The 23,810-nt window shown below is 64.3% G+C and carries 25 protein-coding genes; 20 read left to right on the forward strand and 5 right to left on the reverse strand.

The annotated features are described in order from the left end of the window. Window positions 1–3 precede the first annotated feature (3 nt). A complete protein-coding gene (locus tag ACG33_RS15660; protein WP_083536484.1) occupies window positions 4–366 on the forward strand; it encodes a hypothetical protein in 363 nt (120 codons plus the stop codon). Here ACG33_RS15660 and ACG33_RS05555 read toward each other — a convergent pair. The 3 genes from ACG33_RS05555 to flgA form a co-directional block, all read right to left on the reverse strand. Continuing rightward, window positions 303–788: a flagella synthesis protein FlgN gene (locus ACG33_RS05555; protein ID WP_066919404.1), complete on the reverse strand. Its 486-nt coding sequence runs from the start codon at window positions 786–788 to the stop codon at window positions 303–305. The genes ACG33_RS15660 and ACG33_RS05555 overlap by 64 nt on opposite strands. Before the next feature lie 3 nt (window positions 789–791). Continuing rightward, entirely contained in the window at window positions 792–1,106 is a 315-nt protein-coding gene (gene flgM / locus ACG33_RS05560) for a flagellar biosynthesis anti-sigma factor FlgM (protein WP_066919406.1), read from the reverse strand. A 158-nt stretch (window positions 1,107–1,264) separates the two neighbouring features. Continuing rightward, window positions 1,265–1,966, reverse strand: coding sequence for a flagellar basal body P-ring formation chaperone FlgA (gene flgA, locus ACG33_RS16325; protein WP_168160027.1), 702 nt, complete (start codon window positions 1,964–1,966; stop codon window positions 1,265–1,267). A gap of 628 nt (window positions 1,967–2,594) precedes the next feature. Between flgA and flgB the strand changes: the two genes are divergently transcribed. From flgB to ACG33_RS05655, 18 genes are all read left to right on the forward strand, one after another. After that, the gene (flgB, locus tag ACG33_RS05575) at window positions 2,595–3,008 is read left to right on the forward strand and encodes a flagellar basal body rod protein FlgB (protein WP_066919412.1); all 414 of its coding nucleotides are present in this window, start codon (window positions 2,595–2,597) and stop codon (window positions 3,006–3,008) included. A 137-nt stretch (window positions 3,009–3,145) separates the two neighbouring features. Beyond that, window positions 3,146–3,559 carry a flagellar basal body rod protein FlgC gene (gene flgC / locus ACG33_RS05580; RefSeq protein ID WP_066919414.1) on the forward strand — a complete coding sequence of 138 codons (414 nt, stop codon included), beginning with the start codon at window positions 3,146–3,148 and terminating at the stop codon, window positions 3,557–3,559. Window positions 3,560–3,692: 133 nt separating this feature from the next. After that, a complete protein-coding gene (locus tag ACG33_RS05585; RefSeq protein ID WP_066919416.1) occupies window positions 3,693–4,370 on the forward strand; it encodes a flagellar hook assembly protein FlgD in 678 nt (225 codons plus the stop codon). Window positions 4,371–4,419: 49 nt separating this feature from the next. Further along, on the forward strand, window positions 4,420–5,643 hold the full coding sequence (flgE, locus tag ACG33_RS05590; RefSeq protein ID WP_066919418.1) for a flagellar hook protein FlgE: 1,224 nt from the start codon (window positions 4,420–4,422) through the stop codon (window positions 5,641–5,643). Window positions 5,644–5,741: 98 nt separating this feature from the next. After that, entirely contained in the window at window positions 5,742–6,479 is a 738-nt protein-coding gene (gene flgF / locus ACG33_RS05595) for a flagellar basal-body rod protein FlgF (RefSeq protein WP_066919419.1), read from the forward strand. 82 nt (window positions 6,480–6,561) lie between these two features. Then, on the forward strand, window positions 6,562–7,347 hold the full coding sequence (flgG, locus tag ACG33_RS05600) for a flagellar basal-body rod protein FlgG (protein ID WP_066919420.1): 786 nt from the start codon (window positions 6,562–6,564) through the stop codon (window positions 7,345–7,347). Window positions 7,348–7,524: 177 nt separating this feature from the next. Beyond that, window positions 7,525–8,157, forward strand: a complete 633-nt coding sequence (gene flgH / locus ACG33_RS05605) for a flagellar basal body L-ring protein FlgH (protein WP_066922860.1) — start codon at window positions 7,525–7,527, stop codon at window positions 8,155–8,157. A 134-nt stretch (window positions 8,158–8,291) separates the two neighbouring features. Further along, window positions 8,292–9,368, forward strand: a complete 1,077-nt coding sequence (locus tag ACG33_RS05610; RefSeq protein ID WP_066919422.1) for a flagellar basal body P-ring protein FlgI — start codon at window positions 8,292–8,294, stop codon at window positions 9,366–9,368. 157 nt (window positions 9,369–9,525) lie between these two features. Next, window positions 9,526–9,789 carry a hypothetical protein gene (locus ACG33_RS05615; RefSeq protein ID WP_157071681.1) on the forward strand — a complete coding sequence of 88 codons (264 nt, stop codon included), beginning with the start codon at window positions 9,526–9,528 and terminating at the stop codon, window positions 9,787–9,789. Between the two features lie 6 nt (window positions 9,790–9,795). After that, window positions 9,796–10,779 carry a flagellar assembly peptidoglycan hydrolase FlgJ gene (gene flgJ / locus ACG33_RS05620; RefSeq protein WP_083536487.1) on the forward strand — a complete coding sequence of 328 codons (984 nt, stop codon included), beginning with the start codon at window positions 9,796–9,798 and terminating at the stop codon, window positions 10,777–10,779. Window positions 10,780–10,830: 51 nt separating this feature from the next. Next, window positions 10,831–12,723, forward strand: coding sequence for a flagellar hook-associated protein FlgK (gene flgK / locus ACG33_RS05625; protein WP_066919428.1), 1,893 nt, complete (start codon window positions 10,831–10,833; stop codon window positions 12,721–12,723). Between the two features lie 44 nt (window positions 12,724–12,767). Further along, window positions 12,768–13,976, forward strand: coding sequence for a flagellar hook-associated protein FlgL (gene flgL, locus ACG33_RS05630; protein WP_066919430.1), 1,209 nt, complete (start codon window positions 12,768–12,770; stop codon window positions 13,974–13,976). A 49-nt stretch (window positions 13,977–14,025) separates the two neighbouring features. Next, window positions 14,026–14,172 (forward strand): hypothetical protein, encoded by a 147-nt coding sequence (locus tag ACG33_RS16330; RefSeq protein ID WP_168160028.1) that lies wholly within the window; start codon window positions 14,026–14,028, stop codon window positions 14,170–14,172. Window positions 14,173–14,346: 174 nt separating this feature from the next. Continuing rightward, window positions 14,347–16,773: a flagellin N-terminal helical domain-containing protein gene (locus ACG33_RS16930; protein ID WP_083536488.1), complete on the forward strand. Its 2,427-nt coding sequence runs from the start codon at window positions 14,347–14,349 to the stop codon at window positions 16,771–16,773. A gap of 180 nt (window positions 16,774–16,953) precedes the next feature. Then, window positions 16,954–18,345, forward strand: coding sequence for a flagellar filament capping protein FliD (fliD, locus tag ACG33_RS05640; protein WP_066919434.1), 1,392 nt, complete (start codon window positions 16,954–16,956; stop codon window positions 18,343–18,345). A gap of 133 nt (window positions 18,346–18,478) precedes the next feature. Beyond that, on the forward strand, window positions 18,479–18,883 hold the full coding sequence (fliS, locus tag ACG33_RS05645; protein ID WP_066919435.1) for a flagellar export chaperone FliS: 405 nt from the start codon (window positions 18,479–18,481) through the stop codon (window positions 18,881–18,883). Window positions 18,884–18,893: 10 nt separating this feature from the next. Further along, window positions 18,894–19,139 (forward strand): hypothetical protein, encoded by a 246-nt coding sequence (locus ACG33_RS05650; protein WP_066919437.1) that lies wholly within the window; start codon window positions 18,894–18,896, stop codon window positions 19,137–19,139. Next, window positions 19,124–19,687, forward strand: coding sequence for a PilZ domain-containing protein (locus ACG33_RS05655; RefSeq protein WP_066919439.1), 564 nt, complete (start codon window positions 19,124–19,126; stop codon window positions 19,685–19,687). The genes ACG33_RS05650 and ACG33_RS05655 overlap by 16 nt, the downstream gene beginning before the upstream one ends. Before the next feature lie 122 nt (window positions 19,688–19,809). Here ACG33_RS05655 and ACG33_RS05660 read toward each other — a convergent pair whose 3' ends face one another. Together ACG33_RS05660 and ACG33_RS05665 are read right to left on the reverse strand one after the other, a co-directional pair. Further along, window positions 19,810–21,102 (reverse strand): HipA domain-containing protein, encoded by a 1,293-nt coding sequence (locus ACG33_RS05660; protein WP_066919441.1) that lies wholly within the window; start codon window positions 21,100–21,102, stop codon window positions 19,810–19,812. Further along, window positions 21,099–21,380: a helix-turn-helix domain-containing protein gene (locus ACG33_RS05665; RefSeq protein ID WP_066919443.1), complete on the reverse strand. Its 282-nt coding sequence runs from the start codon at window positions 21,378–21,380 to the stop codon at window positions 21,099–21,101. Before ACG33_RS05665 ends, ACG33_RS05660 begins: the two co-directional genes overlap by 4 nt. 643 nt (window positions 21,381–22,023) lie before the next feature. On the opposite strand from ACG33_RS05665, the gene ACG33_RS16670 reads away from it, so the two are divergent. After that, window positions 22,024–23,652: a sigma-54 interaction domain-containing protein gene (locus ACG33_RS16670; protein WP_066919445.1), complete on the forward strand. Its 1,629-nt coding sequence runs from the start codon at window positions 22,024–22,026 to the stop codon at window positions 23,650–23,652. Window positions 23,653–23,810: the final 158 nt, after the last annotated feature.

The following is a 23,810-nucleotide window of genomic DNA, read 5'->3' on the forward strand; positions in this document are numbered from 1 at the left end:
CGGATGATGATACGCGGCGGACGTTTGACGCGAATGATCTGCGGATCCGGGATCGAGCAGGAGGAGGGTGTCGAGCTGGCGCAGCTGCAGGAGGTCGAGCGACGAATCCGCGCAGCACTGGCTGACGTGCACGCCCTGCAGAAGGGCAGGAGGGAGCAGGCGCATCGTGCCGGTCCCGGCGAGGCGAACGGTAGGGATGCTATTGCCGCCGAGGGACAAACGTTTTCCGCGCCACTTTCCGCGCCCTGCGAGCTTGCTGCTTACGAGTATGTCGTCCAGGCGCTGCTGGAGCGGGCAATTCGTCAGACGCTGACCCGGACACGCGGATCGCGAACCGGCATCGCGAACATACCCTGTTTCCCGTAAACCTTCGGTTGTCCGGCACGCCCGGTCAGGACATCCAGCAGTCCTTCGACATTTTTCAGCCGGGCGGTGACCAGCGCGCCGTTGCGGTCGTTCAGATTACGGCAGCGAGAGGCGCGCTCGGCGCATTCGGCCCAGCGATGCTGCAGGGCCCGCGTCGGATCACACCAGCGCAGCAATTGCTCCAGGCCGGGCAGGCCTGCGGGAAGGTTCATCATCCGGCACAAGGAACGTCGTTCGTCTTCAATGCGAGCCAACTTGACCACGCAGTCCTGGCGCGCCTCGCCGGCTCGGTCCAGAGCCTCGACTTCGTTGGCCAGCAGCAATTCATGTTCGCGATCCAGCAGGGTTTCGAGCTGGGTCAGCGAGGCAGCTTCCTCGGCGAGCAGTCTTTCGAGATGTTCGCGACAGAGAGTCGGCTCCATGGATCAATGCTCCGCGATTTTCAGTTCCTGCTCCAGGCGCAGCAGCTTATCCGCAATGCGCTGCGGTGCGATTTCATAGCGGCCCGCCTCGATGGCATCGCGAATCTCGGCGACCCGTGTCTCGTTGACGATGGGCGCTGCTTGCACTGCCTGCTCGAGCGTCGCGAGCCGGCGGGCCTGATCCGTGATATGCACCGGGTTGGCCGGGGTTTCGCCGGGGACGGATCGTGTGCCGCTATCGCTTGCGCGCGAAGTCGTTTTTTCGACCCCTAGTTGCACAGGCCCAGGCCGGTTTTCGTAGCCACCGATCTTGCTCACATCCCGATCTCCAAGGTTCTGTGAGGGAGTTAACGGCGAGCCTTGCGGGAACTTTAGGGCCGGCGCCAGAAATCCGTTCATTGCTCAGGGATACCCTGATTGTCAATGCCGACAAGCCTTGCGCGGACGGCGCCGGCGTGTTCCGCCTCTCTACGGCATCACAAATCCACGCGCACGATACCGTCGCTTTGTACAACGCCTTCCACGATCTTTCGCGAGCTCAGGTTCTGCACCCGCACGCGATCCGAGGCGCCGCCTTCGCTCAGCGCCTGACCTCGGGCGCGGATCTCGACGGAGCCGCCGGCGGCGATCAGGGTCACCTGTTGACCGCGGCGCACCAGGATGTCGGGCGTCAGCAGCTCCGCGGTCAATACGGTGCCGGCAGGCGCCGCCCGTTTGAGCCGCTGGCCTTGCAGCGCAGTGAGTTCATGGACGAATGTCATCGCCGATCCCGCCAGGCGCCGTGTCTGTGGTTCCACATCCTGGGGGCCGATCGCCGCCTGACGCGGCAGCGCGTGACGCAGCACCAGCACGGTCATCTCGGCTTCGACGCCGACGGAGACATACAAGGTCCAGGCCGCCGGCCGGGCGCAGCGCACGCCGACCGTGGTGCGCGCACCCAGCTGCGCATTCGCTGCGAAGGTTTCCAGCGGTACCGCACAGGCTTGCAGCTGCAGGCGCGGGTCCAGCCGCGCCGCCTCGACATGATGCCGGGCGGCATCGGCGGGCAGGCGAGTGCGTACGAAATCCGCCGCCGCCTGGCGTATTTCATCGAGCGACTGCACCGCGCCGCCGGGGCTTGCCATGGCCGTCCCCTCCACGGGGCTCATGATGAAAGAACCCATGAGCATGAGGAGCATGACCGCGATCCCCACGCGCTTCGTCCTGGCCCGGCTCGCCGGCGAATGTATGGCGGCGCTCATCCTGGAGCAGCCGTTTGCCGCCCGGCAGGCCAGACACTGCGCCGAGTGTATTCGCCGTTGTTCATCCGCATTCATTTTCGATGATCCTTCGCTCGGTAAGGCGTCGATGGGAGGCATGTCGTTCGATTCGCCAGGTCGATTGCAGCAGGCCGGTTGCATCGGGTCAGCTGCGCCTGTCGTTGAATTGACACCGTCGATATCCAAGCAAGGGGAATGCCAGCGCATGCTTCTGAGTGTCCACGCCGGCGCGAATGTGGCGCTCGAGTGCAAGAACTGTGACCGGGTGCCGAGGTGGCCTGTCTGCCCGATCCGTCCGCGGGTTGACGGGACCCAAGGATATCGAGGCACGGCTCGCATCTGGACCGGCAGGCCGGTTTGCCTGCCGGCTTATGGGTCGAGGCTTGCCGGGCGGCAAGAATCGGCCGTGCACACGTGATTTGGGTCTCAGGATTCATGTTTGGTTGCCGCGCCGAAGGCCTGAAGCCACGTGTTCTGGGCGTTTCGGCAAGACTGGCATGAGGCTTGCTAATGGTTTCCGGCAGACGGTTTTCTGACGGAGGCAGCCATGCCATTGAGTCTGGACGAGCATCTCGGCGTGCATGCCGCGGCGTTGAAGCTGCGTGCACGGCGTACCGAGTTGTTGGCGGCGAATCTCGCCAATGCGGACACGCCTGGCTACCGGGCCCGGGATATCGATTTCAAGAGCGCACTGGCGGCGGCCAACGGTGCCGCGTCCGGCGTTCATCTCGCCACGACCCAGCGCGGACATCTCGGCGCCACCGGTGTCACCGGGGTTAACGGCACGGGTTCGCCGCAACTGAAATACCGAGTGCCGCTGGCGCCGTCACTGGACGGCAATACGGTGGATGCGCAGCTCGAGCAGGCTGCATTCGCGCGCAACACCGTGAATTACCAGGCGACCCTGTCGTTCCTGGGCGCCAAGTTTCGCGGTTTGATGACGGCCATTACCGGCCAGTAAGACCCGCTCCGGCAGGCCCACCCCCGTAGACGAACCCCGATAACCAGACCAGTGACACGAACCCGGGCAACACGAAGCAGCAACACGAAGCAGTGACACGAACCGGCAAGACCTGCCGCTCATACGGAAAACACGACATGTCCTCGTTCAATATTTTCGATATCGCCGGCAGCGGCATGAGCGCGCAGTCGGTGCGCCTGAACACCACCGCCAGCAATCTTGCCAATGCCGACAGCGTCGGCGGCGATCCGGCGCGGGTCTACAAGGCCAAGCATCCCCTGTTCGAGGCCATCCGCTCCGGGCTGGGTTCGAATGCCGCCAGCACAGGCGTTGCGGTGCGCGGCATCGTCGAGAGTCAGGCGGCGCCCGCGGCCCGTTACGAGCCCGGCAATCCGCTGGCGGACGCCGATGGCTATGTCTACGCGCCCGCCGTCAACACGGTGGAAGAAATGGTGGACATGATCTCCGCATCGCGTTCCTACCAGAACAATGTGGAAGTCATGAACACGGCGAAGGACATGATGCTCGCCACACTCAGGCTTGGCCAGTAAGTGCGGCAGCCGTCTCGAGTCGGCGCCGACCCTGCGCGCCCACCCGATAGACCAAGCCGATACACGCAGCCCATAGACGAAATCGATAGACAGCCCCGATACATCCCCTGGACGGACAGCCGGAGAACACGCCATGTCGAGCACCGATCCCATCGCGGCCTATGCCGCCCAGACCCAGGCGGCGCTGGCCGCGGCTCAGACGAAGAAATCCGCCAACAATCTCGGCATCGATGAATTTCTGACCTTGATGACCACGCAACTCAAGAATCAGGATCCCCTGAAGCCTCTGGAGGGCACCGAGTTCGTGGCGCAACTGGCGCAGTTCGGCACGGTCTCGGGCATCCAGCAGATGCAGGGATCGATGGAGACGCTGGCCGAATCGCTGCGTGCCACCCAGGCGCTCAGCGGCACCAGCCTGGTGGGGCACGACATCCTGGCGAGCGCCGGCAGCGTCAATTTCATTGAAGGCACGAGCGTCAGCGGCGAGTTCGACGTGCCTGCGGCCACCTCGGCGCTGCAGGTGCGCATCACCGACGCCAGCGGCGCGGTGGTGCGGGACATCACCCTGGCACCCACGCCGGGCTTCACCTCCTTCAGCTGGGATGGCCTGCGCAGCGACGGCGCCCAGGCCCAGTCCGGCGAGTATTCGATCCAGGCGATCGCCAGTGTCGGCGGCGCCAGCGAGTCGCTCGATCTGCTGCTGGCGGCGCGCGTCTCCAGCGTAACGCTCGACAATGGCGGCACGGGCCTGACGCTCAACACCGCAGGTCTGGGCAGCGTGTCCCTCGCGGACGTTCGCCGGATCATGTAAGCCCCGATATCGATTCCAAGTATCTACAAGTCACCCGCAGGAGAAATCCATGTCCTTTGGCATCGCACTCAGCGGACTCAATGCCGCCCAGACCGATCTCAACGTCACGGCCAACAATATGGCCAATTCCTCGACCAGCGGCTTCAAGCAGTCGCGTTCGGAGTTCGCCGAACTGTTCGCCGTCTCCCCGGTGGGCGTGAGCAGCACGCAGTTCGGCAACGGGGTGAAGGTGGCATCCGTCGCGCAGCAGTTCACCCAGGGAAATCTGAACACCACCAACAACAGCCTGGATCTGGCCATCAGCGGACAGGGATTCTTTATCCTCAGTGATGCGGGCGCATCCGTATATACGCGCTCCGGCGCCTTCCAGGTCAACAATGATGGTTATGTGGTCAACAGCCAGCAGCAGCGTCTGCAAGTCTATCCTGCGGGTATTTCCGATACGTTCAATACCAGCACGCTGTCCGACCTGCGGCTGGTGACTCGCGACAGCCCGCCGTCGGCGACGCAACGCGCCCAGACCGTGTTCAACCTGCCGTCCGCCTCGGAATCGCCCATAACCTCGCCGTTCGATCCCGCCGATGAATCCAGTTACAACCACGCCCGGTCCCTGACGATCTATGACTCGCTGGGCTCGGCGCACACGGCGAGCATGCATTTCGTCAAGACCGCGACCAACGAATGGGATCTGCATATATCGGTGGACGGCAACCCGCTGGGCACCCAGCATCTGGTCTATTCCTCCACCGGCCGGCTGCTCAGCCCCGCCAACGGGATTGCCGCCATGCCGGTTTATGACGCCGCCGCCGGCCTGTCGACCGGCGCCGCCGATCTGGAACTGAGCTTCGATCTGTCATTGACCAGCCAGTACGGCGAGACCTTCAGCATGACCGGCATCACTCAGGACGGCTTTACCACGGGCCGGCTCATCGGTATCGACATCGATGCCAACGGTGTCGTCAAGGCGCGCTTCACCAACGGACGCTCCAGCTCGCTGGGTCAGGTGGCGCTGGCGACATTCTCCAATCCGCAGGGATTGCAGCAGCTGGACAACACGAATTGGGGCGACACGAATGCCTCCGGTCAGCCGCTCAACGGGCAGGCCGGCGATTCCGGTTTCGGTCTCATTCAATCCGGCGCACTGGAGGCATCCAATGTCGATATCACCGCGCAACTCGTCAACATGATTACTGCACAGCGTAATTTCCAGGCGAACGCGCAGATGATCCAGACCGCCGACCAGGTGACCCAGACGATCATCAACATTCGCTGAGGCGTCGTGAGCAACGCACGCACAGCGACGTAAACCCCGAGCCCGCCCGCGCCGGCATAAGCCATGCACACACCGGGTAGGTCATAGAGGCAACGCCTATGGATCGCTTTCTTTACATCTCGATGAGCGGCGCCAAGGAAACCCTGCGCGCGCAGGCGGCGAACTCGCACAATCTGGCGAACGCCAGCACCACCGGATTTCGCGCCGATCTCAGCGCCTTCCAGGCCCAAGTGGTAGCCGGTACCGGGTATGCGTCGCGCGCCTATGCGACCAACGCCACCACCGGCTGGGATGCGACGTCGGGCGCCCTGCAATCCACCGGCCGGGAACTGGACGTCGGCGTGCAGGGGGAAGGCTGGATCGCGGTGCAGGGCGCCGACGGCCGGGAAGCCTATACCCGCGCCGGCAATCTGCGGGTCGATCCGAATGGCCTGCTGATGGAGGCCTCGGGCCGGCCGGTGCTGGGCGATGGCGGCGTGATCAGCGTTCCGCCGCACGCCTCCATCATGATCGGCGGCGACGGCACGGTGTCCATCGTGCCGATCGGGCAGGGGCCGGAGACCACCGCGACGGTGGGACGCATCAAGCTCGTCAATCCGCCGGCGCAGGCGCTGTTTCGCGGCGAGGATGGCTTGTTTCGCATGGACGGCGCGGATGCGCCCGCCGATGCCGAGGTACGGCTGGCTTCCGGCGTCCTGGAGTCCAGCAATGTCAATGCCGCCGACGCCATGGTGAGCATGATCGAACTGGCGCGCCGCTTCGATCTGCAAGTCAAGGCCATGCGCACCGCCGAGGAGAATGCGACCAGTTCGGCGCAGTTGCTCAAGAGCGGCTGATGCCGGAGCGATGATCCGCAACCAGCCGACCGATGCGATCACCCGATCACCCCGTTGACCGACACGAATACCGAGGTTTCCCATGAATCCTGCCTTGTGGGCTGCAAAGACCGGACTGGATGCGCAACAGACGCGCATGACGGTGACATCGAACAATCTCGCCAATGTAAACACCACGGCCTACAAGAAAAGCCGTGCCGTGTTCGAGGACCTGATGTACCAGAACGTGCGCCAGGTCGGCGCCGCGACGAGCCAGGACACGCAGGCCCCCACGGGCTTGTCGCTGGGCACCGGGGTGCGCGTGGTCGCCACCGAGAAAACCTATACCCAGGGCAGCCTGACTCAGACAGGCAACGCGCTGGATGTGGCGATCAGCGGGCGGGGTTTTTTCGAGGTCCTGCTGCCGGACGGCACGATGGCCTATACCCGCAACGGCGATTTCCAGGTCAATGCACAGGGCGAGATGGTCACGGCGGGCGGCTACCAGCTGCAGCCCGGCATCACGATTCCCGATGCCGCGCAAAGCGTGACGATCGGCAAGGATGGCGTCGTCAGCGTGCAGCTGGCGGGCCAATCCTCGCCCACCCAGGTCGGAACCCTGCAGCTGGTGGATTTCATCAATCCGGCGGGCCTGCAGCCGCGCGGCGAGAACTTGCTGCTGGAATCGGCGGCGAGCGGCTCGCCGCAGACCGGCACGCCGGGCCTGAACGGCCTGGGCATGCTGGAGCAGGGTTCGCTGGAGAGTTCGAATGTCAACGTGGTGGAAGAGCTGGTCAACATGATCGAGACCCAGCGTGCCTACGAAATGAATTCCAAGGCGATCTCCACCACCGACCGGATGCTCGAGTACGTCACCAACCAGCTGTAAGGCGAGAGTTTTCACCTCGAGCATCGACCAACATCCTGCGATCACGGAACAGGCATCATGCAGCGCCAGCTTCATCTCCACATCATGCGCCAAGAGCCGGGGCACACGCCGTGTCGCGATCTGCCCTGGCGCGGCGCCGCCCGCACCGCCCGGGCCGCAGGACTCCTCGCGACAGCGATGCTGCTGGGAGCCTGCGTCACCCCGCCGGCGGAACCCGACTACGCCGCGAGCTGGCCGGAGCCGGCGCCGACGGCGGCGCAGGCGAACGGAGCGATCTACCAGGCGGGGCATGATATCGCCTTGTTCGAGAACGCGGTGGCGCGGCGCGTGGGCGACACGTTGACGATTCGGCTGAACGAACGGACCAACGCCTCCAAGAGCTCCAGCACCTCGACGCGCAAGTCCACCTCGATCGATATGCCGGGACCGACGATTGCGGGCCGTCCGGTGACCGCGCATGGCACACCCGTTCTGCAGGCGCAGGTGGGCAGCGAAAGCGGCTTCGACGGCGAGGGCGACAGCCGGCAGAGCAATCGCCTGGAAGGCGATATCACCGTGACCGTGGCCCAGCGCCTGGCCAACGGCAACCTGCTGGTACGCGGCCAGAAGTGGATCACCATCAACCAGGGCCGGGAGTATGTGCGCGTCCAGGGCATCGTGCGGCCCATCGACATCGATCCGGACAACTCCATCTCCTCGCTGAAGATCGCCGACGCCATGATTTCCTATGGCGGCAAGGGGGCGCTCGCCGACGCCAATTCTCCGGGCCTGCTGGCTCGCTTTTTCAATCTGCCGTGGATGCCGTTTTGAACGCCATGAACAAGCTTTCAGGAAACGAGTTTCCGGGGAACGACTCTCCGGCACCGCCCGCCGCATGCCGGCCCATTCCATACCGACTCAGGCGCCCCGGCCCACGGGCACGAATCCTTGCCGCTCTCCTGGCGATGCTGCCCGGGCTGCTCATTGCGCCGGTGCAGGCCGAACGGGTCAAGGATCTCGCCACGGTCGCCGGTGTGCGCGGCAATCAGCTGATCGGCTACGGCCTGGTGGTGGGCCTGGACGGCACGGGCGATCAGACCAGCCAGGCGCCGTTCACGATCCAGAGCATTCGCAACATGCTGGCGAAGTTCGGCGTGACGATTCCCGAGAATGTCAATCCGCAACTCAAGAACGTCGCCGCCGTGACGGTGCGGGCCGACTTGCCGGCGTTCGCAAAGCCTGGGCAGACGATCGACATCACGGTGGATTCCATCGGCAATGCCACCAGCCTGCGCGGCGGCAGTCTGTTGATGACACCGCTGCGCGGCATCGACGGCGAGGTCTACGCGATCGGCCAGGGCAGCCTGGTGGTGAGCGGCTTCGGCGTCTCGGGCCGGGACGGTTCGCGGATCGCGCTGAACGTGCCGAGTTCGGGGCGCGTGCCGAACGGTGCGAGCGTGGAGCGTGCGGTGCCGAGCAATTTCGCCAGCGAGCCCTATGTGGTGCTGAATCTGAACACTCCGGACTTCACCACCGCCGCGCGGCTCACCGACGGCATCAACCAGCTGCTGGGTGCGGATACGGCGCGCGCCATGGATGCGGTCTCCGTGCGCGTGCAGGCGCCGACGGATCCCAGCCAGCGCATCGCCTATCTGTCGACCCTGGAGGCGATCGAGATCATGCCGGGCGATGCGCCCGCGCGGGTCATCGTCAATTCACGCAGCGGCACGGTGGTGATCGGTTCGGCGGTGAGAGTGATGCCGGCGGCCGTCGCCCATGGCTCCTTGTCGGTGACGATCAGTGAGCGCGCCGATGTCAGCCAGCCTAAGGCGTTCTCGCGCGGTCACACCGTCGTGACCGCGCGCTCGGAGATCCACATCGATCAGCCCGAGGCGCGCATGTTCGTTTTCAATGCCGGTGTGAACCTGGATGAGATCGTGCGTGCCGTCAACCAGGTGGGGGCGGCACCCGGCGATCTGGTGGCGATCCTGGAGGCATTGAAGCAGGCGGGAGCCCTGCGCGCGGAACTCATCGTCATCTGATTCAGGTACACCGCGGAATGCCGTCGCGCCGCCATCGGCCGGCAGGACGGCATCGGCAAACGGATCCGGAACCCATGAAGAACGATTCGACCACGAGAACGACCACGATCATGACGGCGATCACCGCCGCCACGACAGCGATGGGGGAACGAGGAACATGAGCATGAGGAACACTGCATCGAATGGACTGCGGCTGAGTCAGGCCGGCTCGGGCGAGGCCGCCGACAAGCGGGCCAGGTTGATCCAGGCGCTGATCGTCAGCCGCCGCCTGCGCGTCCGCGCGCGCCTGGCGAGTCGCGGGGCGACGCAGCGCGATGCGCCGGTGTGCGACCTGGTGCGCAATACGGTACCCGTCGATGCACTGCTGGATGCGGCCGCCTCCGGCACGGCCCCTGCGGATACGTCCCGGCCAGGGCGCTGAACGGCCATGAGCGCCCCTCCGGTGGAATTCTATGCCGATTTCCAAGGCCTGGCGGCGCTGCGCACTCGTGCCAGAGCGCAGGATCCCGAGACCTTGAAGGCGGCGGCGCAGCAGTTCGAGAGCCTGTTCACCCAGATGCTGCTGAAGAGCATGCGCGAGGCCGGCAAGGGTTTCGGGGATTCCTTGTTCGGCAGCGAACAGGGCGATTTCTACCAAAGCATGTTCGATGAACAGATTGCGCTGCAATTGTCCCAGGGCGGTGGCCTGGGCCTGGCGGATATGCTCATCCGACAGCTGTCAGCCGGGGCGCCACAGGGCGGTGGGTCGATCGGCGGGGCGCCGCTCGAGCATCTCGGCGCCGACGCGGCGATGAGGGGCGCAGTTCGTGCCGAGGCGGCCGGTCTGCAGCGCGCCGATGCCGCCACGGCCGCGGAGCGAGGCTCGAACAGCACCGGCCCTGGAGAATGGAGCGGCGGCAAGGAAGATTTCATTCGCTCCCTGTGGCCGCATGCACGCCAGGCGGCACGCGAACTGGGGGTCGATCCGCATGCGCTGCTGGCGCAGGCGGCGCTGGAAACGGGCTGGGGACGTTCCGTCCCCTGCAGCAGCGGCGGGGAGTGCAGCTTCAACCTGTTCGGCATCAAGGCCGGCAGTCAGTGGCGCGGCGCGCAGGTGGCGGTGCCGACCCTGGAGTACGAGGACGGTGTGGCGGTGCGCAAGATCGAACGCTTTCGCGCCTATGCCTCCCCGGCGGAAAGCTTCCGCGACTATGCGCGGCTGATCCGCGGCAATCCCCGTTATCGAGAGGCCTTGAACGCCGGCGGCGATGTCGCCGCGTTCGCGAATGCGCTGCAGCGGGGCGGTTATGCCACGGACCCCGAGTATGAGCGCAAGATCGTCGCCGTGGCCGCGGATGTGCGAACCTCGGTGAGCGCGCTCAAGAGCGGCGGCGATGCGCCGATAAACGTTTACGGGCAGGTGCGCACCTGATGAACGCGTTGCGGCCTTTCAAGCACGATTCATCCCGCGCGGAGCGATGCCATGGCTGACTTGTTGAACACGAGCATTTCCGGGCTGCTGGCGTTCCAGCGGGCGCTGGATACCACCAGTCACAACATCGCCAACGCGAACACGGTCGGCTACAGCCGCCAGCTGCCGGATTTCGTGACCCGTCAGGCGCAGCAGACGGGCAGCGGCTGGGTCGGCAACGGCGTGGATGTGAATACCATCCAGCGCGCCTATGACGATTTTCTGGCCAGCCAGGCACGCACCGCGTCCAGCCAGTATCATCAGTCGAACACCTATGCCACCCAGGCCGAGCGCATCAACAACCTGCTCGGCAGCTCCAGCACCGGCCTGTCGGCGACACTCCAGGAGTTCGTGAACGCGCTGCACAGCGTGGCGGATTCCCCGACCTCCATTCCGGCGCGCCAGACGCTGCTCAGCCAGGCCCAGACCCTGGTGGATCGCCTGCAAAGCTACGACGATAGTCTGCGCAGCTTCGAGGCGCAGGTGAATGCCTCGGTGGAGCGCGAGGCGAACACGATTTCGACTCTGGCACGCAATCTCGCCGCCTTGAACCAGCAAATCAGCAGCGCCCATTCCCAGAGCGGCCAGCCGCCGAACGACTTGCTGGATCAGCGCGACCGCTTGATCGACGAGCTGGCCACCCATGTGAACGTCAACGTGGTCATGCAGGAGGATTACTCCGCCAACCTGTTCATCGGCAATGGCCAGCCGCTGGTCGTGGGCCAGACCTATGCAAGCGTGGCGGCCACCCCCGATCCTTTCGATCCCACGCGGCGCAACATCTCGGTGCTGTCCGCCCAGGGCAGCGTCGATATCACCGATAGCATTTCTGGCGGCACCCTGGGCGGCATGCTGGAATTTCGCAGCCGGATGCTCGATCCGGCACGCAACGACCTGGGTGTGATCAGCGTTGCACTGGCGCAGGTCATGAATCAGCAGCATGCGACCGGTGTGGATCTGAATGGGGTATCGGGCGGAGACTTTTTTGGCGTCGGCGGTGCACAGGTTCTATCCAACGATGGCAACGCCGGCACCGGCGCCGCCACTGTGACCCTTGGCGATGCCGGCGCGCTCACCGGCAGCGATTATTTGCTGGTATCGACCGCCGGCGGCTGGAGTCTGCGCCGCACCGACACCGGCGCGAGCGTGTCCATGACCGGCAGCGGCACGGCGGACGATCCTTTCCTGGCCGAGGGCCTGGCCATCGTGGTGAGCGGTACGCCTGCCGTGGGGGATCAACTGCTGATCAAACCCGTTGCCGGGGCCATCGCGGGTTTGCAGGTGCTGGTCAAGGATCCTGCCGGGATCGCCGCCGCCGCGCCCATTACCAGTGCGGCCGCGGCCGGCAACGCCGGCAACGCTGTGATCTCGGCGGGCGAGGTGCTGGATGCGAGCCATCCGCAGCTGCGCGATACGGTGATATTGGAGTTCACCAGCGCCACCACCTACACGCTCGGCAGCGATCCCACCGTCTACACCTATATCAGTGGAGAGGCTATCGAGGTCAACGGCTGGCGCGTGAGCATCAGCGGTACGCCGGCGGCCGGCGACCGCTTCACGGTGTCCGACAATGCCTCCGGCAGCGGCGACAACCGCAATGCCCTGAAGCTCGCGGATCTATTGTCCCAGCCGGTGATGAACGGCGGCAGGACGTCCTTGATCGCGGGTGTGGGCGCCTTCGTCGGCGACATCGGCGTCAAGACCAATCAGGCCCAGGTGACCCGGGATGCGCAAAAAGTCGTGGCGGATGAGGCCGCGGCCAGCCTGCAGTCAGTGTCCGGCGTCAACCTGGACGAGGAAGCCGCCAATCTGATCCGCTACCAGCAGGCCTATCTGGCCATGTCGCAAATGATTCGCGTCGCCGACACGCTGTTCCAGTCGGTCCTGCAGGCGGTCCGCGGCTGAGTGCCGGACCGAATGCAATTAAGGAACCCGACCTGGAGATCGCCATGCGTCTATCGAGTCTGAGCTTCTACACCAATTCGCTGGCGGCCATGCAGTTGCAGTCCTCCTCGCTGCTGAAACTGCAGAATCAGGTGGCGCTGGGCCAGCGGGTCAACACTCCCGCCGATGATCCCATCGCCGCCGGCCATATCCTGGAACTCGAACGGGCCCAGAGCGAATCGGCGCAATTCGCGAAAAACAGCACCTTGCTGCGCAACCGGCTCAATCTCGAAGAACAGTCCCTGGCGGAGGTGGGAACCGTCTTGACGCGAGTGCGCGAATTGACTCTGCAGGCGTCCAACATCGGCACCTTGAGCGACAGCGATCGCCGCTCGATCGCCACCGAGCTGGCCGGTCGGCTGGCGGAATTGCAGGATATCGCCAACCGCCGTGACGGTGGCGGCGAGTATTTGTTCGCGGGTTTCTCCACCCTGACGCGTCCGTTTGCGGGCGGCGATCAGGCACCGGTCAGCTACGTAGGCGACCAGGGCAGCCGGCTGTTGCAGATCAGTTCCACCCAGCGCATCGCCGATAGCCATTCCGGCTTCGATGTGTTCATGAACATTCCGCAGGGCAACGGCGTCTTTCATACGGCGGCCGGCGCCGGCAATACCGGCAGCGGCATGATCGATACCGGTGCGCTCATCGATCGCGCCGGCTGGCTGCCCGACGACTACACGATCACCTTCACGAGCGCCAGTGACTGGGAGATCACCGATGGCGCCTCGCCGGCGAATATCCTCGCCGGCGGCACGTTCACCGCCGGGGAACCCATCGAGTTCAACGGCGTGCGCGTCACACTCAGCGGCGAACCCGCGGCGGGAGACGAATTCTTGGTGAACCGCGCGCGTTCCGAGGACATCTTTGCCACGATCTCGCAGGTCATCGATGTCCTGCGGACGCCGGCGGATTCTCCGGCGGCGAATGCAGAGCTGACGATGGCCCTGCAGGGCGCGCTGCAGCAGCTGGACCAGGCCGGCGATCACGTTCTGCGGGTGCGTGCGGAAGTCGGCGCGCGCCTGTCGACGATCGATTCGATGGATGCCTCGCGCGCCGCAACGGATGTCGATCTGGCAAGCGCGCTGTCGGACCTGCGCGACCTGGACTATGCGCAGGCGCTGACCCGGATGAACCAGCTGCTGGTGGGCCTGGAGGCGGCGCAGCTGTCCTACTCGAAGATCTCGCAGCTGTCGTTGTTCAATTATCTGCGATAACGGACGGACAAGGCCATGCGAGGCTCGAAAAAAAGTGGTTGGAACTCATATGGATCGTATGGATCCCGCTCAAGACCTTCGCCGGCCATGCGTCAAAGCCGAATGCATGACCGGCGAAGGTCTTGAGCGGGATCCGATGACCGGTGATGAGCGCGAGCCGGATTCGCTCGAGGTGCGCGCGGCCGTGCGCAGATGAAGTTCCGTGATGTATCTCGCAGTTTGCAAGGATCGGCAAGCCGCCCCTCAAGTTCGTCCTTGGCGCTCCGATACATGCCCTAAGCAGCAATTCGGCGCACATCACGCCGCCAGTGCTGAGATCAAGAGCCGCGGACGGGCGTCCTCGGCCAGGTAAGTAACCAGGAGTTAGTACATGGCACTTGTCATCAACACGAATGTGATGTCGCTGAACGCTCAACGCAATCTCACGACATCGGCCAATCAGCTCGCGACCTCGCTGCAGCGCCTGTCCTCGGGTCTGCGCATCAACAGCGCCAAGGACGACGCGGCGGGTCTGGCCGTCTCCGAGCGCATGACGACTCAGATCAACGGTCTCAACCAGGCCGCCCGCAATGCCAACGACGGCATCTCGCTGGCGCAGACCACCGAAAGCGCGCTTCAGGAAGTGACCAACAACCTGCAGCGCATCCGCGAACTGGCGGTGCAGTCGGCCAACGCCACCAACAGCGACAGCGACCGTGTAGCGCTGAACCAGGAAGTGCAGCAGCGCATTGCTGAAATCACCCGTATTTGCAGCCAGACCTCGTTCAACGGCCGCAAGGTGCTGGACGGCTCGTTCGGCAATGCGGTGTTTCAGGTCGGCGCGAACGCCGGCGAGACCATCAGCGTCGGCCTGAGCACGGACATGCGGGCTGCCGAGGTAGGCAATATCGCCACGACCACCTCGGCGGACATCAGCGGGTTGTTTACCTCCGGCGTGACGGTGACTGCCGGCAGCCTCACCGTCGGCGGTCAGGACATCGCCGCGGCGACCTATACCTCCGCGGGCCAACTGGCCACGGCGATCAACGCGCTTGGCATCGCAGGCTTGAGCGTGACGGCCAATGGCAACGAACTTTCCTTCAGCAACAGCAGCGGTTCCGCCATCGCCATCGGCGGCACCAGCAATCCGCTGGGCATCTCGACAGTCGCGGCCGCGGTGACCGGCGGTGCGGCGACGGCAGGTTCGTACACCACGGCGGCCATTTCCAGCTTCGACTTCTCGGGCGCGATGCAGCCGATGCAAGGCGGCACCAACGTCCAGGGTGGCATCCAGATCGCCAACTATGGCGCAGCGTTTGCCGCAGGTACGTCGGCTACATTCACGTTCGGGCAAGCCGACTATAGCGGCGACGATTATGCGATGTTCCGGATAGGTGTAAATGATGGGGTCGACCCGGGCAAAGTAATCCGCGTTGAAGATGATCTGAGCGCCGCGGACGACGATACTATTGCGGCGGCAATTCAGGATGCCATCGTCAATGTCAATAAAGGCAATCTGGCTGGCTATACGGTCGCCCATGACGGCGATGGTAATTTCACCATCACCGGCCCGACTGCTAATGCGGTAGATATCTGGCAGCTGGACGCCGTCGCCCAGACGGCTATGACCCTGGGTGCGGTGGGCGCCGACGGTAACGCCGGCACGGCCCAAGTTGATGCCATCAGCTTCCAAGTGGATGGCACGCTGGTCACGCTGAATGGCGGCACCTATAACGACCTGGGCGAGATCGCTGCTGACATTGAAAGCCAGTTGGCGGGCTATACCGTTGCAGCTAACGGTGCCGATATCACCATCACCAACACGAACAGCGTGGATGCGGTAGTGGTCTCCGCTGCGGATGCAGCGGCCTTATTGGCGGGCGTGGTCAACAGTGCCGGCACCGCCGGCACGCCAGCTGCCCCCAGCGTCAACGCCGCCTTCACCGTCGATGGCCACGCAGTGAATTTGACCACCAATCTCACTGACATCGATGGTCTTGTGGGAGAAGTGCAGGGCCAACTGAACACTGCCGCTGCCGGCACGTATACAGTATCGAACCAAGGCAACCAGCTGGTTATCACCATGGTCGCCACGGGCGTGGGCAGCACGGCGCCTACCATGGGTGGCGATGCGGCGTTTTCCGTCGGTGGTACTTCCCAGGCCGGCGCCGATGCTGGCGCCTCCACGCCAACCGTTGCCGCCAGCATTGGTCTGACGGCGGCGTTCGGCGCCTCCGCCATGACGCTCGCCAGCGGTGCGTTTACACTGCAGCTGACTTCCGCAAGCTCGGCTGTGGATCTGCAGGGTACCTACAGCAGCGGTCAGGCGCTGGCGGATGAGATCAACACTCGCGTCAACGGTGCGTTCGCGTCGTTCGATACGGTGAGCAACACCCTGTCGGTGTCTTCCGGCGATGATTTCACGCTGGGTGGCACGCAGTACGGTGCGGGCGCGGGCAACTTCGGTTTCGCGGCGGCCAACGTGACGGCGGCGACTGATACGGGCTCGCTGGCCACGGCCAGCGTCAGCAACGTGGGGGACGCCAACGCCGCCATCCTGCGCGCCGACGCCGCATTGACCGCGGTCAGCGATCTGCGCAGCACCCTGGGCGCCGTCCAGAACCGCTTCCAGTCGGTCATCAACAGCCTGCAGGCGGTATCCGAGAATCTGACTGCTTCGCGCAGCCGTATTCTGGATACGGACTTCGCGGCCGAAACGGCGGCACTGACCCGCGCCCAGATCCTGCAGCAGGCGGGTACGGCGATGGTGGCGCAGGCCAACACGGCACCGCAGAACGTGCTGAGCCTGCTGCGCTGATCGACATGACTGATCGACATGACTGATCGGTGAGGCGGTGATGATCCGGTGTCTCACCGTAGACAGCCCGGCGGGCGGGGAGCGGCGTAAGCCGCTCCTCGCTCGTCGTATTTGTATTCCGCCACATTTCAATCCTCGCTTGGATTCCTGCTTGGATCTTTGGGATTTCTACGGAGCACGATGATGGCGACAGATGCGGTGGGCGGCTCCCAGATCGACGTACAAAGCCTGGTCTCGCAGCTGGTTACCGCGGAGCGGGCCCGGCCCGAGGCGCTGCTCGCGAGCGAGGCCGGCCGTGTCACCACCCAGATATCCGGGCTCGGTCAATTGATGGGAGCGTTAACCACGTTTCGCTCGGCACTGTCCTCGCTGAACACGCTCGAGGTGTTCAGTACCCGCTCGGCGGTGAGCAGCCAGGACTCACTGCTGGGCGCCAGTGCAAGCGGCAAGGCCGTGCCGGGAACTTATGACATCGAGATCCTGCAGCTGGCGCAGGCGCAGCAGATCTCCTCGGGCGTCTTTGCCGAGGGCGCCGCCGGCCTCGTCGGCACGGGAACCTTGACCTTGTCGCTGGGCGAGCGCAGCTTCGAAGTCGAGATCACCGCGGCAGGCTCGAGCCTCGGCGATATCCGCGATGCGATCAATTCCGCCGCGGGCAATGTCGGCGTGCGGGCCACGCTGGTGCAGGGCGGCGACGGCAGCCGGCTCGTGCTGTCCTCGGCGGCCACCGGCGCGGCGAATACCATCACGGTGACGCAGTCCGGCGGCGACGGCGGCCTGGCGCCGCTCGAGTACAGCGACTCCTCGCCCGGCGGTTATGCCCTCGTCAAGGCGGCGCAGGACGCGATCGTGAATATCGCCAATGCACAGACCACCAGTGCCGACAACACGATCGCGAATGCGATCGACGGCGTGACCCTGACACTGAAACAGCCGACCAGCGAGGAAGGCGGACCGGTGACGCTTACGATCGACTACGATCAAACCGCCGTCACCGCCCGTATCAAGAGCTTCGTCAACGCCTATAATGCGCTGGTCTCCCAGGTAACAACGCTGCGCAGCTACGATACGGCCACTGCGACTGCCGGTCCCATGCTGGGCGATTCGCTGCTCAACAGCATCGAGGCCGAGCTGCGCCGCTCGCTCTCCGCGGTGGTGCCGGGCCAGGCGCCGGAATTCGCCACACTGGCAGCCGTGGGTATCACCACTCAGGCGAACGGCACTCTGGGCGTGGATGAGGCCAAGCTGCAGAAGGCGCTGAGCGGCAACTTCGAGGCGGTCGGCAAGCTGTTCGGCTCGCAGGACGGCATCGGCGCGCGCCTGTTCGCGCAGGTCGACACCCGGCTCAAGAGCGACGGAGCACTCGAGACCCGCGGCAAGAACCTGGTCGACCAGCAGCGGGCGATCACTCGGCGCAAGGAGGATTTGGATGCGCGCATGCTGGTGATCCAGCAGGCGTATCTGCGGCAGTTCACGCGGCTGGATATCTTGCTGTCCCAGCTGCAGGTGACCTCCAGCTACCTGTCGCAGCAGATCGAATCGCTGGGTAATCTGAACAAAGCCTCTTCCTGATGAGGCGCAGCCAGTCGGGGCGCGGCTGGCAGGTATTGCCGCCGGGCTGATCATGTCGGGCCGGCGCGCCGCTCAAGTCTGCGGCCGTGCCGCCGTTACCCTGCTTGGATGAGAAATGGTTGTGGAGCATGCTATGTCGGGTTATTCGCGGGTTTCCAGCGTTGCGGCCTACCAGAGCGCCGCCGCGCATGGCGGCGTCGCCGCGGCGGACCCGCATGGCCTGATCGTCATGCTCATGGACGGAGCGCTGGAGCGTATCCGCGCGGCGCGCGGCTGCATCGATCGCGGCGACACCGCCGAGAAGGCGCGCCTGCTGCATCGTTGCGTGTCCATCATCGCGGAATTGCGCGGCAGCCTGGACATGAATGCCGGCGGACAGATATCCGGGAATCTCAGCGAACTATACGATTACATGAATCGGCGCCTGCTGGTGGCGAGCAGTGAGAATCTGAGCGAGCCGCTGGAGGAGGTCAGCGCCTTGTTGAACGAGATCCGTGCGGCCTGGGTGGCGATTCCCGCCGGGATCCGCCATCGCTGAGGGCCCAGCCATGAGTTCCATCGCCGATCCCGTCCTGGCCGCCACCTGCAAGCTGGTTCACCAGGCCCTGCATGGCCAGTGGCAGGAGGTTCCCCGTACGCTCCAGGAGCGGCGTGTGCTGCTCCAGGATGCGACGGCACAGGCGCTGCCCCAGGATCGCGCCTGGCTCGATGCCTTGAAACAAGCCATGGCGGAGTCGGATGCCGCCGTCGCGCAGATGTCCCCCGGCGTGAAGACCTCATGTACGAAGGATTAGATACCGTCGTTCTGTATGAGGAACTGGCGTACGAGGATGTCCTGCCCGTGGCATGGATGCCCCTGAGGCAGGAGTTCGATCCGGTTACCCTGGGCAGCCATGCGGATCGCAATCTGCGGGTGCTGCAGGCGCTCTCGGCGCTGGATGAACATGGCACGATCGAAAAGCCGGACGACAACAGCCCCAATGCCGCCGATCTGCTGCGCCTGGAACTGAAGCTGAATCTGCTGCTCGATATGGTGGGCGCGCTGCTGGTCAACAGCCAGTCCAGGCCGCAGGCCTCGCCGATCCGTTTCAATGCGCTGGGCGCCATATGGCATGCCGCCGCGCCCTTGCCGCAACCCGGCCAGCACGGGATCCTGGAGATCCATGTCCGCGACTGCATCGCCGAGCCGCTGCGTCTGCCGGGGCGCATCACGGCCGTCGCCGCCGACGGCCGCGTCAAGGTGCGGTTCATTCCTCCCGGCGAGCACATCGCCGACCTGATGGAGAAGCTGGCCTTCCGCAAGCATCGCCGGCAGGTGGCCGGCGCCCGGCAAAGGACCTGAGCCGGCAGCGGACACCGCGCCGGATGCATGCCAGCCACGGTATGCCCGGGGCAGCTTGACCTGGATCCGCGAACGCGAGAGTCGCCGCATGCTGTCTGAGCACCTGGTCCGATTCGTCTGTTTCACGAAGCCAGTTTTGAGAGCCTCGGCACCATCTCCCGGATCACGATATACCGAATCGTGCGGGCAACCCTGAGCTGACCGGCGCGCGTTTCTGCAGGCACCTCTCGTCGCTCGAATTCCTGGATGAGTTCATCTGCAGCCCGTTCCATTCTTGGTGCGAAGTGCTGGAGCAGACGCTTGATCGCTGTGCGATTCAGGCCCAGCGCTTCAGCGAAGGCGGTATAGTTCCCCACGCTCACCTGCGCGAATGTGGCTGCATCGCCAACTCGCGTGCTTAGCGGCGTATGCGGCCATTGCGGCGTGCTTCCAGGCGCAGTGCGATAGGATTCGGTTGATACAAGATCATAGAACGGGGCCAGGCTGATCCCGCTCGTGTCCATGTGGAATGACAGGTTTTTCAGGTGCGCATCTCCATTTCCCGCTAGCAGATTGAACAACACCCATGCTGCGAGGTCCTGACGCGCACGGGCGCGGTTTGTGCAATGTTCGATGAGGTTCGTGAAGGTCTCCACGGTCGCTTGTTGGTACTTGAACGTCCGATCCAGGCCCAGGAGCTGACACGCATCGACGATGTGCAGTCGGCGCGTATCTCCGTCGACGCGCTCGCGATCAAAGCGCTCGATCAGATACACCGGTTCGGGCACGTATCGCATATCCACATGCGGCACTCGTAAGCCGACTCGCCGGGCCAAACGCATCGTGAAGTATTCGTTTGCAACGGAGTTCGGCCAGTTCTCGCGATCGACGTGGTCGGGCTTCAACAGATGCGTCGAGGGTGTCTCACCCTGCGGAAAAAAGAGCCTGCCATCTACGATGCTGACGGCCATCTTGTGCTGGGCGCCGGCGAGACTCATGTGCTTCGGGGCACCCGCGGCGAGGCTTTGCTGCGGAAGTTTCCGGATACGCTTGCTTAGTTCGGCATCGGTGAGTTCGACGTATCCGCCGGGGCCAGGCGACTCACCAGGCGCGCGCAAGGTGATCGCCCCGGCGGACTCTCTGCCGTAGTATGCAAGCAGGCCGAACGCATCGGCTGCCGGGATTTTCGCGTCAGCCGCCAACAGATCACGTGCCGCTTCTTCAGGTAGCAGGTTGTCGAAGAACCATTGTACTGGCCGTGATGTGGCGCCATCGATGATGGTGCGCTGCGCCCGCGGAAGATGAGGTGAGAGATCGAATCCCTTTGCGATCCATTCCGGGTCGTAATCGAATGCCCAGAGATCATTGTGCTCGCGCAGCCGACCGACGGGCTGATCGTTGATCGTGGCCACGAGCTGGCGTTCGGCAGCGTTCATCGAGGCCGCTCGGATGATGTCGGGTAACGCAGATAGCGGTTGAACCGCACACGATCCATGTCGTTCGGCAACTCGAGGCGTACTGTCACCCCGAGTTCGCGCAACACCTCGAGTACCTTGCCGAACTGCGCCGTCGGTTTGCCTTCTTCGAGGTCGCCCACGAAGGTGTGCGAAATCCGGCCGAGTTCGTCTTGGCGAAGCGACTGTGCCTTGCGTACGGCACGGAGGATCGCGCCGAGCTGCTTCGGATCGCGGATGGTAATGGTGTCGGGGGTCATATAGGGTTCATATAGGGGTCATATAGGGGTCATATAGGGGTTTAATAATAGTCGATCGGCTATTTTATAATGTAGGTTAGGCTTATGACAATAAAAATAGCCGATCCACTATTTAAAATTCAAATGTGCCGTCCATCTAGTAAAATCTAGTCGATCGGCTAGATTTTTTTTGATCAGGTAGGACGTCGAGGGACCCGAGTTCAGTAGCGCGGAGCGAGGCCGCCCGCCAGCTTCGATTCAGGGTGCGCCGGCGCGCGACTTCGACTCACCCCTGGTCTTTAATTCGATGCGATCGAAGCAGCTGGGAACTGCTAGTGAGCCGCTGAGACCCGGGTATCTCTCCACCCCTTCAGTCGCGACTTATGGGTTCGCTAGTTGCAACTTGTGCGTTCCCACACAAGGCGTTTGCACCTTGTGGCAGCGCGTCACATTTTTTTTGTGACCACGGCACATGTAACTGCTTCACGTTATACGGCGCCGTTGGCCGGCTTTCGTTCCCCGGAGTGCCAAATTTCTGGCACTGGGTCACGTGCCGGGGACATTCAGGGATTTCCTGAAGGGTTTTACTTGTGCCGGCGTGCCACACGCACAGAATCCCTCTACGACATAACACCGGCCGGCAGCCGGAGACGGGACAGGGATTATGAGCGAAGCAACAAGAACGACGACACTGGCGGTGCAGCGAGCCGTGATCTACGACTGCGATGCCGGGCGGGCGGCGCAGGTCGCCGCCGTATTGCGATCGCTGCGCGTGGAGCCTTTGCCGATCGATCACAGTGCCTTGATGCGCGCCGTCATTCAGGCGCCGGGCGCGCCGGTGGCGCTGCTGGTCGGCGATGTGGACGAATGCGACTGGATGGAACTGGGCATTGCCTTGCGCGAACAGCTGAGCGACGTGCCGGTCCTCGCCTATGGCTCCGATGCCTCGGCGCGCCAGCTGGCGGCGGCACTGGGTGCTCGCGTGCGGCGCCAGACGCTGCCTTTTCAGCAGGCCGAACTGGCCGCCGCGCTGCGGGTGTCCGCCCAGGCGGCCCGCGAAGAGACTTGCAACGTGGAGATGCCGAGCGGCTCCTCGAGCGCCATCAGGGAAGTGACGCACCTGATTCGCCAGGTCGCCGTGCATGATTCCAGCGTGCTGATCCTGGGCGAATCCGGCACGGGCAAGGAAGTCGCCGCCCGGGCGATTCATCAGGCCAGTCCACGGCGCCAGCGGCCGTTCGTCGCCGTCAACTGCGGCGCGATTCCCGCGGAGCTGCTGGAAAGCGAGCTGTTCGGCCACGAGAAGGGCGCCTTCACCGGCGCGGTGGCGGCGCGCAAGGGCCGTTTCGAGATCGCCGAGGGCGGCACCTTGTTCCTGGACGAAATCGGCGACATGAGTCTGCCGATGCAAGTGAAGCTGCTGCGCGTGCTGCAGGAGCGGGTGTTCGAGCGTGTCGGCAACCATACTCCCATACGCTGCAATGTGCGCATCATCGCCGCGACCCATCGCAACCTGGAGGAGGCCATCGCACGCGGCAACTTCCGCGAGGATCTGTTCTATCGCTTGAACGTGTTCCCCATCGAAATGCCGGCGCTGCGAGAGCGCAGCGAAGATTTGCCCTTGCTGGTCGGCGAGTTTGCCCGGCGCAATCAGGCCGCGGGGCGGGGCAGGATCGAATTGTCCCGCTCCGTCCTGACGATGATGGCGCATTATTCCTGGCCGGGAAATGTGCGTGAACTGGGCAACCTGATCGAGCGCCTGTCCATCCTGTGCCCCAATCGTGTGGTGGGCATCGCCGATCTGCCGCCGAAGTATCGTCCCGAAGAATTGCTGGTGGCGCTGGGACTGGATTGCGCCGATTCCGGCCTGGATGAGATCTGTGCCCAGGCCCGCCAGGTCGATCAGGCCCGCCAGGTCGATCAGGCCCGCCAGGTCGATCAGGCCCGCCAGGTCGATCAGGCCCGCCAGATCGATCGCGCCTGCGCCACGTCGGGCGTTGTACCCGAGCGGCTTGCGCCGCTGGAGGGAGAGGAGGAAATGGACGAACGGGAAGTCCTGAGTCTGCTGACACAGGTTCCCGCGGGCCACGCGGTCGTCGAGCTGCCGCCCGAAGGTCTCGATCTGCGCGACCACCTGTATACCATCGAGCGCGATCTCATCCAGCAGGCCTTGAGCCGCACCGGCGGCACGGTGGCGCATGCCGCGCGGCTGCTGAAGCTGCGCCGCACCACGCTGGTGGAAAAACTGCGCAAGTTTCAAATGCTCAACGAGGCGGTGGTGTCGGAAGCTTGACGCGCCAGGCGCGCGGGCGGCCACCGCTTGCCGCCCGGCAGCCTGGATTGGATCCGCATCACGTTCATGTGCCGTTTTCCGACCGCCGATCCGTGACGAGCCGCACAGGATCGGCATGCCCAGGATCGGCCTCTGCCGTCGGCGGGGCGGATGGAACG

This window comes from Steroidobacter denitrificans (assembly GCF_001579945.1).
GTDB lineage: Bacteria > Pseudomonadota > Gammaproteobacteria > Steroidobacterales > Steroidobacteraceae > Steroidobacter > Steroidobacter denitrificans.

Bases quoted from the DNA above. Each gene is read 5' to 3' on its own strand.
- flgL (WP_066919430.1), top strand. From the start codon at position 12,768: ATGCGTCTATCGAGTCTGAGCTTCTACACCAATTCGCTGGCGGCCATG.
- fliD (WP_066919434.1), top strand. From the start codon at position 16,954: ATGATGGCGACAGATGCGGTGGGCGGCTCCCAGATCGACGTACAAAGC.
- flgF (WP_066919419.1), top strand. From the start codon at position 5,742: ATGGATCGCTTTCTTTACATCTCGATGAGCGGCGCCAAGGAAACCCTG.
- ACG33_RS05665 (WP_066919443.1), bottom strand. From the start codon at position 21,380: ATGACCCCCGACACCATTACCATCCGCGATCCGAAGCAGCTCGGCGCG.
- flgK (WP_066919428.1), top strand. From the start codon at position 10,831: ATGGCTGACTTGTTGAACACGAGCATTTCCGGGCTGCTGGCGTTCCAG.
- ACG33_RS05655 (WP_066919439.1), top strand. From the start codon at position 19,124: ATGTACGAAGGATTAGATACCGTCGTTCTGTATGAGGAACTGGCGTAC.
- flgJ (WP_083536487.1), top strand. From the start codon at position 9,796: ATGAGCGCCCCTCCGGTGGAATTCTATGCCGATTTCCAAGGCCTGGCG.
- ACG33_RS15660 (WP_083536484.1), top strand. From the start codon at position 4: ATGATGATACGCGGCGGACGTTTGACGCGAATGATCTGCGGATCCGGG.
- ACG33_RS16330 (WP_168160028.1), top strand. From the start codon at position 14,026: ATGGATCGTATGGATCCCGCTCAAGACCTTCGCCGGCCATGCGTCAAA.
- ACG33_RS16930 (WP_083536488.1), top strand. From the start codon at position 14,347: ATGGCACTTGTCATCAACACGAATGTGATGTCGCTGAACGCTCAACGC.
- ACG33_RS05615 (WP_157071681.1), top strand. From the start codon at position 9,526: ATGAGCATGAGGAACACTGCATCGAATGGACTGCGGCTGAGTCAGGCC.
- flgE (WP_066919418.1), top strand. From the start codon at position 4,420: ATGTCCTTTGGCATCGCACTCAGCGGACTCAATGCCGCCCAGACCGAT.
- ACG33_RS05660 (WP_066919441.1), bottom strand. From the start codon at position 21,102: ATGAACGCTGCCGAACGCCAGCTCGTGGCCACGATCAACGATCAGCCC.
- flgG (WP_066919420.1), top strand. From the start codon at position 6,562: ATGAATCCTGCCTTGTGGGCTGCAAAGACCGGACTGGATGCGCAACAG.
- fliS (WP_066919435.1), top strand. From the start codon at position 18,479: ATGTCGGGTTATTCGCGGGTTTCCAGCGTTGCGGCCTACCAGAGCGCC.
- ACG33_RS05555 (WP_066919404.1), bottom strand. From the start codon at position 788: ATGGAGCCGACTCTCTGTCGCGAACATCTCGAAAGACTGCTCGCCGAG.
- flgH (WP_066922860.1), top strand. From the start codon at position 7,525: ATGCTGCTGGGAGCCTGCGTCACCCCGCCGGCGGAACCCGACTACGCC.
- flgB (WP_066919412.1), top strand. From the start codon at position 2,595: ATGCCATTGAGTCTGGACGAGCATCTCGGCGTGCATGCCGCGGCGTTG.
- flgC (WP_066919414.1), top strand. From the start codon at position 3,146: ATGTCCTCGTTCAATATTTTCGATATCGCCGGCAGCGGCATGAGCGCG.
- ACG33_RS05610 (WP_066919422.1), top strand. From the start codon at position 8,292: ATGCTGCCCGGGCTGCTCATTGCGCCGGTGCAGGCCGAACGGGTCAAG.
- ACG33_RS05650 (WP_066919437.1), top strand. From the start codon at position 18,894: ATGAGTTCCATCGCCGATCCCGTCCTGGCCGCCACCTGCAAGCTGGTT.
- ACG33_RS05585 (WP_066919416.1), top strand. From the start codon at position 3,693: ATGTCGAGCACCGATCCCATCGCGGCCTATGCCGCCCAGACCCAGGCG.
- flgA (WP_168160027.1), bottom strand. From the start codon at position 1,966: ATGCTCCTCATGCTCATGGGTTCTTTCATCATGAGCCCCGTGGAGGGG.
- ACG33_RS16670 (WP_066919445.1), top strand. From the start codon at position 22,024: ATGAGCGAAGCAACAAGAACGACGACACTGGCGGTGCAGCGAGCCGTG.